The sequence below is a fragment of the Colwellia sp. BRX8-9 genome (assembly GCF_014077245.1).
Taxonomy (GTDB): Bacteria; Pseudomonadota; Gammaproteobacteria; order Enterobacterales; family Alteromonadaceae; genus Colwellia_A.
The window spans coordinates 1-13619 of the sequence record NZ_JACGVN010000031.1 but is presented as its reverse complement, the minus strand read 5'-3'; the positions used below and the strand labels follow the sequence as shown (position 1 = coordinate 13619).

Here is a 13619-nt window from a genome sequence, read left to right as displayed (position 1 = left end):
CTAAAATAAAATAGCGATTTATTGAATATATGACCCTAACTAATTTAAATAAAGTAATAAACTTAATGATTAACTATTCATTTTATGAATAGAATGACAATATTAATGATTTATTTAACGAATTAGGTTGAAAAATAACGATGAAAGTCGACTTAAATTTATTTGTGGTCTTCGAAGCCATTTACTGCGAAGGCAATATTACCAAAGCAGCATCAGCACTGAATTTATCACAGCCAGCAGTTAGTCACTCTTTGAGTAAATTACGCGCACATTTTGACGATCCACTTTTTGTGCGACAAGGCAATGAAATGCGACCTACTGTAGTGGCTAATAATGTAGTTGCAGATGTTCGTGAAGCTTTACGTCAATTACAAATATGTTTAGCACAGTCAAAACAATTTCAACCAATGACCTCGCGCAAAAGTTTTACCATTTCGTTGCACGTTGCCTTAGAAGCTTCTTACTTGCCGCCTTTGATACAGAGAATTCATAAAGAAGCGCCCTGGGTAAATATACAAAGTAGCCGCCGAGTTAATCGCCATGAACTGGAAAATAAACTCGCCAGTGGCGACATTGATTTAGCCATAGATACTTTATTACCCGTTAGCGACAATATATTACACACCCAATTAGAAAAAGATAAATTAGTAGTCGTTGCACGTAAAAATAATCCACAAATTAACGCAATACTAGATTTAGAAAGCTACTTAGCGATGGACCATATTTTAGTGTCGTCGCGTTCAACAGGACCAAGCATTGAGGATTTCGAATTAGCTCGTCTTGGATTACAACGTAAAATAGGTTTGCGGTGCCAACATACATTTTCAGCATGTCGGGTTATAGCTGGTAACGATATGTTGCTCACGGCAACAGAAACAACCGCTAAAATGTACGCGCAATTGCTCGATTTGGTTATATACCCATTACCTGTAACACTACCTGATATTGATATGCATCTTTATTGGCATACAAACCTCGACTTTGAACCCGCTAACAAATGGCTTAGAAATAAAGTGATTCAAGCAACACCCGGCGTTTAAAGGCGCTTATTGCTAGATATACCCTTTGCCTAACGCCTAAAATAGCGCAAAGGGAAAATATCGAGCCTCAACGAACTCACCTACTAATACTACCGTCTTTTTATCGGCAGTAATTAGCGACAACCTGACTTAAGTCAAAGTATAACAACGCTGTACTATTATAATAATGAGTATATCGATCGCTTATTATTGTCTTTTATCGGTTTAAATTTTGCCGTTAGGCTGTTTAAAACCGTGTTACAAAATCTATACTACCTTAGCGAACTTATTTTATTACTTATTATCCACCTCGATAGGGCAGCTTATGTTTGAGATATTTACCGATTTAGCCACATGGTTAGTTGTTGATATATTTGGCTTATCTAGAACAACAAAACTAGGCGATGCCCTACATTTTTTTATCGAAGACACCACTAAGATATTCTTTTTGTTATTGATAATGATCTACGCTATTGCTTTATTAAGAGCGTCAATGAATGTTGAAGGTATTCGTGATTATTTAGCCGGTAAACATTCAGGGGTTGGTTATTTACTTGGCTCAAGTTTTGGCGCAATAACGCCGTTTTGTTCTTGCTCGAGTATTCCGGTATTTTTGGGTTTTACATCAGCAGGGATCCCTGTGGGTATAACGATGTCATTTCTCATTACATCACCACTGATAAATGAAGTAGCAGTATTGCTGTTACTTAGTTTATTGGGATGGAAATTTACCCTGCTTTACATTGTGGTTGGGATGTCTGTTGGTATATTAGGCGGTATTTTTCTTGATGCCATAAAAGCTGAACGTTGGTTGCAATCTTTTGCCGCCAAAGCGTTACAACGAGGTCAAAACACGGTAAGAGTTAAAGCTAAACAATCTGCAATATTATCGTTAAAACAAAGACATGCTTTTGCAAAGGAAGAGCTCAGCGAAATTTTTGGACGAGTATGGAAATGGGTCATCGTAGGTGTAGGGTTAGGCTCAGCTTTACATGGTTTTGTTCCCGACGGTTGGATTCAAGCGCATTTAGGCGATGGGCAATGGTGGTCAGTCCCTTCTGCAGTTTTACTTGGCATACCTTTATATTCTAATGCGACCGGTGTTATTCCTGTCATGGAAAGTTTACTTAAACAAGGTCTTCCTGTAGGTACCACACTGGCTTTTTGTATGAGTACTGTAGCTGCAAGTTTTCCTGAATTTATCTTATTAAAGCAAGTCATGCAGTGGCGGTTATTGGCGATACTTTTTATTCTATTGCTTATTGCATTTACTTTAATTGGTTGGACATTTAATTTTTTAAGCCCTTTTATTTAACACCTAACTAAAGAGAAAATATTATGATAGAAATAAAAGTACTGGGTACTGGCTGTACTAAATGTATAAAGACTGTTGAAAAAATTTCTAAAATAGCCAAAGAATTGAATATTAATATTCAGGTAATAAAAGAAACAGACCCTGAAGTTATTATGGAATATGGCGTAATGACTACCCCAGCAGTTTTAATTAATGATGTTAATGTGCATAGCGGTTCTATCCCAGACAGAGATACTATTCAGTCATGGTTAATCAACTAAGAGTCTCTGGCAAGTGATACATATGGCTTGATAACTAACAGATAGCGTTATCAAGCTGTAAGCAATGTTATTTAAAAATCTATCATTATGCCTGTTAAAGCATTTACTTTGCGTGAAAATAGCTAGAAAAGACTTTTGAGGGCGTCCCAAAGACCTAAAGATTCATTTGGAAACAAATCTATTCCTAACCATGATTTAAATAAATAAATTAACAAAAACACACAACCAATCATGGCTAAACCGAAGACGAATATAAATAATAAAAACATAGCAAAAGCAATAAAACGTTCAGTGTGTGTAAGCCCCCTTCTATTAACACCCACTAGAAAAACAATATAGAAACTCCAAGGGAGAAAAGGCAATGCTAATGTAGGTCTAAAATCTACATTGTGACTTCGCCAGTCTTGGGTACTAATGCTTTTTTGCAATGCTTTACGTTGTTTATAAGTGAAACTTTCTGCAACAGATTTATCCATGCCACTTAATAGCTGATTAACTTTTGAGTTATCATCTGATTTATTAATACGCGCCATAGTGCCTCTAAATAACTATTATGAGTAATACAAGAACTGATATAGATTATAGGTCTTCATTACATTTTAACCTTATTGTTTAATTGAACTATTGCCAAAATTTAACATGGCAAACTTTTCAATTCGTCGATATAGCTTGCTCGGTAAAAACTTTAACCAAGCACAGCCTAACGTCATTATCGTGCGACTAGGCTCTTGAAAAAGGATCCTGTAATTACAAAATATTGCTTGATGGATAAGCTTAAAAGCTGTCAGTTTACTTTCAGACTGTATCGCCCGTCTGGCTAAATAACGAAGCTGGTATGCCCTTGCTAAGCTATAAAACTGTTTGAAAAAAGTTGGATCAGAAGCTTGGTTTAGCATAACGGCATGTTGCCAACTTGAATACTGCTTATCAACATCTGCTGAAAGGCCAGTATCGTTAACACGATAATAAGTTAAAGGTTTGGCAATACCAGCAAATTTCCATGTAGTGGTTAATGCTATGCGAGTCCATAATTCGATATCTTCAGATTGTCTCAAACTTTCATCAAAATACATTTTTCGATATTTATCTCTTTTAACACCAAAATAGCCAATTTCTGCTAATAACGCCCGTCTAATCACTGGCGATGAGCCATTACCTACTGGATTACGACAAAAAATATGTTGTTTAGTTATATTGCTAAGCTTAGGAAATTGACCAACGCCTAAAAGTACGCCTTCTTCATTAATAAATAATGACGGACAGTAACTTACTCCTACCTTAGGGTTCGCTGATAGGTGTTTAATATGCTTAGCTAATTTATCTTTAGCCCAGTAATCGTCAGCATCGAGTAAAGCAACATATAAACCACGAGCCGCATCTATACCGGTATTTCTTGCGCCAGACAAACCTCGATTAGTTTGATGAATTATTCTAATTCTAGGGTCTGTAAATTGATTCACTTTATTTAAGGTATCATCAGTACAACCATCATCCACTAAAATAATTTCAAAATGATGATAGGTTTGCTTAAGAACGCTATTGATACTTTGTTCAATATATTTTCCAACGTTATACATTGGAATAATAACTGATACTATTGGAACTGCGTTAGATTTCATGTGATTTTTTCCTATTAAATAAAGTACGTAGGTTATAATTTAAGGGTTTAAGAACATTAATTAAGTAAAGCGGGATCAAGCAAAATAGACTGCTAAAAAAGATAACAATAGCAAATTCCATTGGCTCTTTTGGCACCATAATAATGAGCGTGAGTAAAGAAACTGACAGGCAAACTAAACGAGTAAAGGTTTCAAGGTGGTATTGCTCTGTTGCCCGCTGAAAACAACAAGCAGTATCAATAATTAAGTTTGGTAATGCCACTAAGCATAATATTGTGATGATAGGTACAGCAGACGACCATTTATCGTCGAACAGAATCGGTACATAAATAGGAGCGATTAAAGCCTGAAAAACGAATAAAAAACCAATGGATAATGAAAGAGCAAATATTTTCTTTTGTTGTGCTAATAGCTGCCCTTGTCGAGCTAACTTGCAAATATAAGGATATAAAGCAGCCATATAAACTTGATTAATTGACTGACTTAAACCTACCCCAGCATTTTTTGCAAAACTATAAAAACCAAAAAGCTCGGGGGTTAGTAACTTACCGGCAATAAAAGTATCAGCATGAACTCGAATCCCTCGTAAAAATTCTGTATTAAAAAGCTTACCTGATGTTCTTAACATGTGCTTGATTACAGTTTTATCAAAACCAATGCCATATGATTGAACCGGTGCGAATGAAAATAACAACAACCAAAATAGCGAAAAGGCGATTTTACCCAAAGCAACAGCAAAGATGTCAGCTCCAAGCAAAGCCGCTACCGCTATAGATACATTTTCGATGATGACACAAACACCATTTCTGATACTAAACCAACGCATTTTATTATCGCGCTGCAACAAAAATATTTTTACACTCACCCAAGGATAGAGCAGATAAATAACAGCCATTATTTTGAGTAATGAGGCAATGTCATCATTGTCATAAAGTGACGATAGAAAGTCTGCAGAGCTCCACTGACCTACAGCGATAGTGAGACAGATAGCCCATTGGATGACGATACCACTTTTTGCAAAACTAGCGACTTGCGCTTGTTTGCAGTTAATAATTTGACTACCTACACCGGCTCGTAATATTAATGCAAAAACATCATGAAAGGCCAGCGCTAACATAGCGGTACCATAAGAGATTGGCGATAATTGCGCGGCAAGTACAACAATAGTGAAAATTCTGGAGACTTTAGCAACAAACTCGGCACTAAGTAACCAAATAGCATTTGATAACAGCTCAATTACCGAATTAAATTGCGTTCTTAATAAAGACATTAACTGCACTAGAACACTCCTGAATTATCATTGTTAAATCGTTGACAATGATACCTTCAAGTTTCGTTCCAATATTTAAGTTATTTTAATTAACTGATTATTATAAGTTTTATTTTACACTTAGGTGTTGAACTGATAATAATTTGCACTTTGAAAAAAAACACTACCACTTTTTGCAAATTAAAAATGGTATTAATCTAGCGCAGGTACTTGCCATTGCTGAATTTTTCGATAAAGCGTTGATGGACTCACACCTAGTTCTCTGGCCGCTTTGACGATGTTATCTTCACACAATGAAACCGCTTGTTCAATGGCATGCTTTTCGACATCAGCCAAGGTAATTATTGAAGGAGTTAAATTAGCTGTATTGAGCATCGGTGTCTGAATATTGATATCAACTTGTGCCGATACAACCGTTTTTTGCGCGGGGGGTGTTGCAATAGCAGTTTGCTTAAACTGCCGACCAAGTTGCTGAACAATCACTTGTTCAGAAATTAAGGGTCCTTCAGACATAATTGTTGCACTATGAATAATATTTTGCAGTTGCCTAACATTACCTGGCCAAGAGTACGATGTAATTAATGCCTCAGCATTAGTTGAGAAACCCACAAAAATTTTTTCTTCCATTTTGCTAAAGTGGCTTAAGAAATATTCGGCTAACTTCACAATATCACTACCACGTTCATTTAGTGCGGGTAACGCAATAGAAATAACATTGAGCCGATAAAAGAGATCTTCACGTAGTTTCTTTTCATCAATGGCAACTTGAGGGTCTCGATTGGTTGCACTGATAAAACGAATGTCTACTTTTTCTTCTTTACCGCTACCGACCTTTTGAAAACAACCTGTTTGAATAAAACGTAATAATTTAGCCTGTAAACTGATATCCATCTCACCAATTTCATCAAGAAATAAGCTGCCGCCGTTGGCTAATGATGCCGCACCGTCACGATTAGAAACAGCACCAGAAAATGCTCCTTTGATGTGACCAAAAATTTCTGATTCCATCAATTCTGAGGGTATAGCGGCACAGTTGAGCGCAATAAAAGGCCCGTTTTTTCTTTTACTTAAACGATGAATAGCCTGTGCAGCAACTTCTTTTCCTGAGCCACTAGGCCCAGTAATAAATACAGAGGCACTGCTAGGTGCGCTTTGTTCGATACAAGAATAAACAAATTGCATCGGAATTGAATCGCCAATAAAGCCTTCAAATTTTGCTTTGTGATATTTTTGGTATTGATCAATCGTTCTTCGCATTAAGGTACGTTCAGCAAGTATATTCTGGAGCTGTAATGCTTGCTTTAACTTAACAATAAGTTCGAAGTTATCCCAAGGTTTATGTAAAAACCCCCAAATGTGCCCTGAATTAACCGCATTAAGTACCGTATCCATGTTGTCACATCCGGTTAAAACAATACGAACAGTTTCAGGTGAAATTTGAGCAACTTGTTCAAGTAATTGATTGCCGTTCATATTGGGCATGTTGATATCAGAAACAATGACATCAACATGACATTCTTTAATCACCTCAAGTGCTTCACCGCCGCTAGCAGCCGTTAAAATAGTAGCATCCACTTTGCTCGCAATACGTTGAAGCGATCTTAAAATAGCGGGTTCATCGTCAACAAATAAAATGACCGATTTATTCAAATTTTGCATTTCTTCCCTTAAAATAAGCACTAAAGCCCAATAAATTTTCTCTAAAACAGTGTTGCATTTAGCTATAACTATTTTTTATTCCACATGTAAAACTTAATGTATCGCCTTAACAATTACAAATGTTGTTAAGGTAAATTGACTTATTAATTATAATAATATCAATAATTTTTGAATAAATATCCGTTATAACTATAATATATGTTTATTATTTATCACTATAAAGTAAAAAATAGATAATATAGTGGTCGTTATAATTAACATCATTAAAACTATTTATTTCAGTTGTAAAATTTGTAGGGAAAGATTATGTCAGATAGTAGTACCCAAAATGCTTTGTATTCAGATATGACTGTTTTATGTGTTGATGATGAACGAATTATACTCAGGACTTTGCAACGTTTATTTCACCGCAAGTCATATAATGTCATTATTGCTAATAGTGCTAAAGACGCACTAGAAATTTTAGAGAAAACGCCCGTAGACATCGTTGTTTCTGATATGAGAATGCCTGAAATGGACGGCGCAGCGTTATTAGAAATAGTGGCTAATTCACACCCAGATACTTACCGAATAGTATTAAGTGGTTATGCTGATTTTGAATCAACCGTGGCAGCAATTAATTTAGGTAAAATCAATCGTTTTATTAATAAACCCTGGAATAATGATGAGCTAATTAATGCTGTTGAAGAAGGTTTGGAGATCACCCATTTAAAAAAGGAAAACCATAATTTAAAACGTAAAATTGAAAAGAAAAATAAATTACTTAAAAGTTTAAATCATGACTTAGAAGGAAAAGTAAATTTACGCACCAAACAAATTAGAACGTCATTAACAAGAAATGAACAAGACAATAAAGCCTGTGAGAAAATGTTATTTAACTTCATTGCGATCAGTCCTGATCTTAATGCTGATTTTGCGAAAAATGTAGCACAATTAGCCGGCCGATTAGGAGAAAAGCTCTGTCTAGATAAAGAAGCATTGCATGATATTCGCTTATCAGGTTTTCTCAACGAAATTGGATTGTTAGGGTTTGATTCAACCATTGTTTGTACCCCCTTTGATTTACTCAATTTCGAACAAAAAAAGATTTTTTTGACTCAGGGAGATATTGCTCAACAAATACTTTCACCAGCGCAACGTTTAAATGGTGTAAAAGCAATACTAACCTATCAATTTCATTCACTAGCAGAACTAAAAAATAAAGTTAATAGTAAAACATTGCTTGCCTGTAAAATAATAAGTGTTGCAAGAGATTATTGGCGATTTTCTTGCGGTAAGATTGATGTTAAAAGGCTAGATCATAAGCAAGTACTGGTCGCGTTAAATAAATCGAAAGGTATGAAATATGCCAAAGAAGTTTTAGATATATTAATGGCCAACCCCGAATTAGTTATAGATAATATTTCTGAACAGGGCTTAACGACACGACAACTTTTACCCGACATGGTATTAAAACATGGTTTGTTTTCTGCAAATAACTTACTTATTCTAGCTGAAGGTCATGAATTTACCGAACACACAATTAATAAGTTGATTGAATACGAGATTAATCAAAAACACCAATTTACGATTGTTATTGAACCGTTATCATTATCATAATTTAAGGAAATTAACATGCAAGGTTCTATATTCACCACATTTTCCGAAATGGTCATTGAAAAAATGGGCATGTCGGTATGGAATGAGTTGTTAGATAAAGTAAAACCAAATTCTGAAGGTATTTATACTAACGGTATGCAGTATGAAGACTCCGAAATAATGGCTTTTGTTGCTGAACTATCGACATTAACCCAAGTTGATCCGCCCACGTTAGTTCGCACCTTTGGTGAATATTTATTTATTCATTTATTTAATAGTAGCCCTGCTAACTTATCACATATTGATAATTTAAAAGATTTTCTCATTTGTATTGACGGTGTTATTCACAAGGAAGTCAAGCGTGTTTATCCTGATTCTTACTTACCAAGTTTTAAATACGATGAAAAACCTAATGGCGATTTAATTATGTTTTATCAATCTAAGCGCAAGTTGTGCCATCTTTCTGAAGGATTGATTGCGGGTGCTGCTCAACACTTTGAACAAGCTATTGTAATTGAACACCCTGAATGCATGCATGATGGAGCCGAAAAATGTAAATTAGTAATATCTTTCAAGGATTAATATGACTGAAGAAGACGCGTATAAAACAGCCTATATCCGCGAAAAAAAGGCACGACAGTTGGCAGAAAAGCTACTTGAAGATAAAACACGACAATTATACGATAATGTTTTAAATCTTGAAGGGGTTGTTGCTGAATTAAAAACAACTCAAGCACAACTTATCCAGTCAGAAAAGATGTCTTCACTGGGACAACTTACGGCTGGTATTGCGCATGAAATTAATAATCCTATTGCTTATTCATACAGCAACCTCTTTTATTTATCTGAAAACATTGCTGAATTTTTTAAACTCGACAAAATTATACAAGATAATTTACCTGTCAAAGATAACATTGACTCAATGTTGCAACAATATCAAAGTATGCGTAAAGAAATTGATGCTGACTATTTAATAACTGACATCCCTTCTCTTTTAGACGATACCATTGAAGGAGTAGAGCGCGTAAAAAAGATAGTTAACAATTTAAAGAAAATATCTTATAAAGGAGATGAAGCCTTTACCGCTTTTAGTATTAATGACTGTATTAAAGAATGCATAAAAGTATCTGCTAATGAAATAAAATACTCTATGACCATTAATCTTGAGCTTTCCGATTGTGGTGACGTTATGGGGCAGCCATATGATTTAAATCAGGTCTTTATTAACTTATTTATGAATGCTTCACATGCTTGCTCAACCAATGGGATATTGACTATTACAACAACCCAAGAGCAAGATAGCGTCATTATTTACGTGCAAGATAATGGTAGAGGAATAAGTGAAGAAAATATCTTAAAAATATTTGATCCTTTTTATACCAGCAAACCTGTTGGTGAAGGTACGGGTTTAGGTTTGCCTATTTCACATGGCATCATTGAAAAGCATCACGGTACAATTACAGTTACGAGTGAGGTAGGTGTTGGTACATGTTTTAAAATACGCCTACCGCTTGCAAACCCACCGATTAACTAACACGCGAAACTTTTTTACCTAAACCAACCCTTTAACTATAAGGTGTTGGTTTAGTTCACTTTATCCACCAACCCAAACATGAATCTTTGTGTCTTATAATATTTATCAACGTCAGTTCGCATTTTGCAAAAAAACCAAAAAAAAATCATCATTTATACCTATATAAAACTTTTTACTCGCTGCTAGCCTATTGGTAGAGGGGGGTTATCAATAATGGAGTAGTTATTGCAGGTTACTTAATTAAGCACTTTTCATAGGTAGAGAAGTTGATTAACCCATTTGCAGTAAGGGGACATTTATGTCCAATAAAACATTAGTACTCAGCATTGCCCTAAATGGTTACCAGTTGATGTATAACAAAGAACTAGCAACACACAAAAACTATGCAATAAAGCAAGGGTACTACTATCAAGCGGTAACTCGGCCTTATATTTCTAAATTAGGCGTAGAGTGCTGTTGGCTTAAATTAACGCTAATACGAACAGCTTTACTCTCAGGATATGACACCGTTTTATTTTTAGATGCTGATACAGTGGTAAATGACAATTGCCCCGCTTTAAAAACAATAGTAGAAGATAAAAAATATATTTATATGGCAAAAGGATATTCTAATCGCTTTAATTCAGGAGTTCTCATTGCCTTGAATAATAAAAGAACCATTACATGGCTGACCAGTATTATTGATTCCAGACTTGCTCGCATACAAAAAATAAACAAGGTTGGCTGGGGTGAAAACGGTCATGTCATAGAATTAAGTAAAGGGGTGGATTTTATAAAAGAGCTCGAACAAAAATGGAATAATACCTTTGACTATGACTTAAGTGACTATATTAGACACAGCAATTGTGGCCCTATGCGCACCAGCATTATTAATAATCTATTTCATAAAATTGTTTTCTCTCTCTCTGCCCGCATACTAGCCTTTGTTCATAGAAAACAACTAACGTCAGTTAAAGCATGTAATGAAGACGACCTGTCGCGTGAAACAAATATTATCTTATCGCTTTATCCCAAATTAGTCTGTTGTTAGTATTTTAAGATATATTGCAAAATGATAATTTAATTTTTTATTTTGCAATTTAGTACTTCTCTTTTTTTGAAAAAACAGCCCGAGACACAATAAAATCATTATAAAACAGCAAGATAAAATAAAAACTCAAGTTGGCACAACTTAAGCACTGTACACGTTAACTGATAATAATTTAGGTTAGCTGAAATGATAAAAACTAAATTTTCACTACAAACAATAACTCAATCGTCTACAGACTACGATGCTACTAAGCATCAATACTCTGGCAACATTGTCGATAAGCCTATAGCCCTGATCCTTATCTTAATACTGCTTCCCTGTTTCCTGTTAAATATAACCTTGGCGATAACGACAAGAAGAAACTTATTTTCAAAACAATATAAGACTGATGCCTTAAGCAGAAAGCTAACATTACACCGCTTTAGTTGTGGTCTTTGGGTAAAAACTGCAGTTTTGTTTGATATTTGTTTAGGTAAGATTTCTTTTTGCGGTATTCCCTTGACTCATCGACTTTCACCCGACATACAGTTTTGTGTGCTTAACAAAATTAAGTGTAAAGCAGGAATTTTTAGTCTTTATGACTTACACCTTAAAACAGGGTTAACGGTGATGACGCCCGAGCAACTACTTGAACAACAACTCAATGGTAACTTAACTGATTATCTAGCGCTGATGAGTAAAAGTTTTATCTCGATTATTATTTATGGCCAAAAGATTAAAAGACTTAAAGAATCTAAATACTTATCTTTATTTGGTTTAGACGTTAACAATACTTCAATGGCGGAAGCTGTTGAATGGATAACATCTAGTGATATACCGGCAAGTAAAACGAAAATAGGTTTTTTTATTAATGCGCACTCCATTAATTTGTCGATTAGCAATCCAGTCTTCTTTAATCAGCTAACAAAAGCCGATGCATTGTTCGCTGATGGCTCTGGTATGAGATTAGCAGCAAAAAAAGCAGGATTCTTGCTTAATGGCAACAATAACGGAACAGATATGTTACCTCATCTTTGTAAAAACTGTGTTGAAAGTAGTCAATCTTTATATTTCTTTGGTGCTAAGCCAGGGATTGCAGATCAAGCAGCAAATGAATTAAGCGCTCAATTTCCAGGACTACAAATTGCAGGTACCGAACATGGTTATAACGGCACTGAGAGTACCCAAAAAATTATCACCGCAATAAATGATAGTGGTTGTGATGTTTTATTAGTTGCCATGGGTTCACCTATACAAGAACAATGGTTACTCGAGCACAGAGACCAATTACGATGTAAAACAGCATTAGCCGTAGGTGGGCTATTTGATTTTTATTCTGGCAATATTTCACGTTCACCGATGTGGTTAAGAGAAATGGGGATGGAGTGGATTTGGCGCTTAATGCAAGAACCTCGTGAAAAATTTAATCGTTATGTTATTGGTAACCCACTTTTTTTATATAGAACCTTTTTACTTGGCTTAGTAAATACCGGAGCAAAATAATGACTATTCAAATATTAAATAAAATTAAAAATCAGGCGTTATTGACTAAAACGCGCAAAGCTATTGTTATAAATTACCAACACAAAGGCATTCCAGTTATTTTACAGCAAAGTATTGCGCTACTTGCCTTAATACTGATTAGCCCAGTACTTCTAATTGTGATGATTTTAATTAAAACAGAAAGTCTGGGTGGTGCATTGTTTTCTCAAACTAGAGTGGGTGAAAATGGTCGACATTTTAAAATGTATAAATTTAGATCAATGTATTTAAAATCTGACCCACATTTTAAAGAACCAGACCCATCGCAAAGCTCGCGTGAAGGTGTTTGTAAGAAGTACATTAATGACCCTAGAATTACCAAAATTGGCCAATTTATTAGAAAGTATTCTATTGATGAGTTACCACAATTATTTAATATTGTTAGAGGGGATATGTGTTTAGTCGGTCCAAGACCCGCATTATCAATTGAAACTTATGAATATGATAACTTTATCCAACCAAGATTATTTACTAAGCCTGGATTAACCGGTTTATGGCAAGTATCTGGCCGCGCAGACACTAATTTTGAAGAACAATTACAGTTAGACAAATCTTACATTAAGCAACAAAGTTTTTTAATGGACTGTAAAATAATAGCCTTGACCATTCCCGCTGTATTAATGGCCAAAGGTGCTTATTAGTTTAAACAACCTATAACATTTAGCTAAAGTATAAATGGCTTAAAAATAACATTAAAGTGAATTGATTAACGCATAATCAATTCACTTTTTTATTTTTTATTTTTTATTTTTTATCAACAAAGTATCCATATATTTGGATAAAAAGGCTTTTGCAAAATAGATATAGCCCATTG

General features: G+C 34.9%; 13 protein-coding genes. 9 read left to right on the top strand and 4 right to left on the bottom strand.

The annotated features are described in order from the left end of the window. Positions 1–140 precede the first annotated feature (140 nt). From H4J70_RS18510 to H4J70_RS18500, 3 genes are all read left to right on the top strand, one after another. Positions 141–1040, top strand: a complete 900-nt coding sequence (locus tag H4J70_RS18510) for a LysR family transcriptional regulator (protein ID WP_182221891.1) — start codon at positions 141–143, stop codon at positions 1038–1040. Positions 1041–1344: 304 nt separating this feature from the next. Further along, entirely contained in the window at positions 1345–2334 is a 990-nt protein-coding gene (locus H4J70_RS18505) for a permease (RefSeq protein WP_182251659.1), read from the top strand. Positions 2335–2357: 23 nt separating this feature from the next. Further along, the gene (locus H4J70_RS18500; protein ID WP_182231041.1) at positions 2358–2594 is read left to right on the top strand and encodes a thioredoxin family protein; all 237 of its coding nucleotides are present in this window, start codon (positions 2358–2360) and stop codon (positions 2592–2594) included. 122 nt (positions 2595–2716) lie between these two features. On the opposite strand, the gene H4J70_RS18495 is transcribed toward H4J70_RS18500, so the two are convergent. The 4 genes from H4J70_RS18495 to H4J70_RS18480 form a co-directional block, all read right to left on the bottom strand. Beyond that, positions 2717–3127 (bottom strand): hypothetical protein, encoded by a 411-nt coding sequence (locus H4J70_RS18495; RefSeq protein ID WP_182231042.1) that lies wholly within the window; start codon positions 3125–3127, stop codon positions 2717–2719. 72 nt (positions 3128–3199) lie between these two features. After that, positions 3200–4213, bottom strand: coding sequence for a glycosyltransferase family 2 protein (locus H4J70_RS18490; RefSeq protein WP_182231043.1), 1014 nt, complete (start codon positions 4211–4213; stop codon positions 3200–3202). After that, positions 4203–5483 (bottom strand): oligosaccharide flippase family protein, encoded by a 1281-nt coding sequence (locus H4J70_RS18485; protein WP_259368088.1) that lies wholly within the window; start codon positions 5481–5483, stop codon positions 4203–4205. The genes H4J70_RS18490 and H4J70_RS18485 overlap by 11 nt, the downstream gene beginning before the upstream one ends. Before the next feature lie 192 nt (positions 5484–5675). Further along, on the bottom strand, positions 5676–7142 hold the full coding sequence (locus H4J70_RS18480) for a sigma-54 dependent transcriptional regulator (protein WP_182251657.1): 1467 nt from the start codon (positions 7140–7142) through the stop codon (positions 5676–5678). A gap of 306 nt (positions 7143–7448) precedes the next feature. Between H4J70_RS18480 and H4J70_RS18475 the strand changes: the two genes are divergently transcribed. The 6 genes from H4J70_RS18475 (at position 7449) to H4J70_RS18450 (ending at position 13446) form a co-directional block, all read left to right on the top strand. Beyond that, a complete protein-coding gene (locus H4J70_RS18475; protein WP_182251656.1) occupies positions 7449–8741 on the top strand; it encodes a response regulator in 1293 nt (430 codons plus the stop codon). 15 nt (positions 8742–8756) lie between these two features. Next, positions 8757–9302, top strand: coding sequence for a heme NO-binding domain-containing protein (locus H4J70_RS18470; protein WP_182217053.1), 546 nt, complete (start codon positions 8757–8759; stop codon positions 9300–9302). 1 nt (position 9303) lies between these two features. Continuing rightward, positions 9304–10254, top strand: a complete 951-nt coding sequence (locus H4J70_RS18465; RefSeq protein WP_182251655.1) for a sensor histidine kinase — start codon at positions 9304–9306, stop codon at positions 10252–10254. A 298-nt stretch (positions 10255–10552) separates the two neighbouring features. Next, complete coding sequence (locus tag H4J70_RS18460) at positions 10553–11284, top strand: hypothetical protein (protein WP_182251654.1); 732 nt, start codon at positions 10553–10555, stop codon at positions 11282–11284. Between the two features lie 186 nt (positions 11285–11470). Continuing rightward, positions 11471–12766 carry a WecB/TagA/CpsF family glycosyltransferase gene (locus H4J70_RS18455; RefSeq protein WP_182251653.1) on the top strand — a complete coding sequence of 432 codons (1296 nt, stop codon included), beginning with the start codon at positions 11471–11473 and terminating at the stop codon, positions 12764–12766. Next, complete coding sequence (locus H4J70_RS18450) at positions 12766–13446, top strand: sugar transferase (protein ID WP_182231046.1); 681 nt, start codon at positions 12766–12768, stop codon at positions 13444–13446. The genes H4J70_RS18455 and H4J70_RS18450 overlap by 1 nt, the downstream gene beginning before the upstream one ends. The last annotated feature ends 173 nt before the right edge of the window (positions 13447–13619 follow it).

Excerpts from the sequence above, each read along its gene's own strand:
- H4J70_RS18510 (WP_182221891.1), top strand. The coding sequence starts at position 141 with ATGAAAGTCGACTTAAATTTATTTGTGGTCTTCGAAGCCATTTACTGC.
- H4J70_RS18505 (WP_182251659.1), top strand. The coding sequence starts at position 1,345 with ATGTTTGAGATATTTACCGATTTAGCCACATGGTTAGTTGTTGATATA.
- H4J70_RS18500 (WP_182231041.1), top strand. The coding sequence starts at position 2,358 with ATGATAGAAATAAAAGTACTGGGTACTGGCTGTACTAAATGTATAAAG.
- H4J70_RS18495 (WP_182231042.1), bottom strand. The coding sequence starts at position 3,127 with ATGGCGCGTATTAATAAATCAGATGATAACTCAAAAGTTAATCAGCTA.
- H4J70_RS18490 (WP_182231043.1), bottom strand. The coding sequence starts at position 4,213 with ATGAAATCTAACGCAGTTCCAATAGTATCAGTTATTATTCCAATGTAT.
- H4J70_RS18485 (WP_259368088.1), bottom strand. The coding sequence starts at position 5,483 with ATGTCTTTATTAAGAACGCAATTTAATTCGGTAATTGAGCTGTTATCA.
- H4J70_RS18480 (WP_182251657.1), bottom strand. The coding sequence starts at position 7,142 with ATGCAAAATTTGAATAAATCGGTCATTTTATTTGTTGACGATGAACCC.
- H4J70_RS18475 (WP_182251656.1), top strand. The coding sequence starts at position 7,449 with ATGTCAGATAGTAGTACCCAAAATGCTTTGTATTCAGATATGACTGTT.
- H4J70_RS18470 (WP_182217053.1), top strand. The coding sequence starts at position 8,757 with ATGCAAGGTTCTATATTCACCACATTTTCCGAAATGGTCATTGAAAAA.
- H4J70_RS18465 (WP_182251655.1), top strand. The coding sequence starts at position 9,304 with ATGACTGAAGAAGACGCGTATAAAACAGCCTATATCCGCGAAAAAAAG.
- H4J70_RS18460 (WP_182251654.1), top strand. The coding sequence starts at position 10,553 with ATGTCCAATAAAACATTAGTACTCAGCATTGCCCTAAATGGTTACCAG.
- H4J70_RS18455 (WP_182251653.1), top strand. The coding sequence starts at position 11,471 with ATGATAAAAACTAAATTTTCACTACAAACAATAACTCAATCGTCTACA.
- H4J70_RS18450 (WP_182231046.1), top strand. The coding sequence starts at position 12,766 with ATGACTATTCAAATATTAAATAAAATTAAAAATCAGGCGTTATTGACT.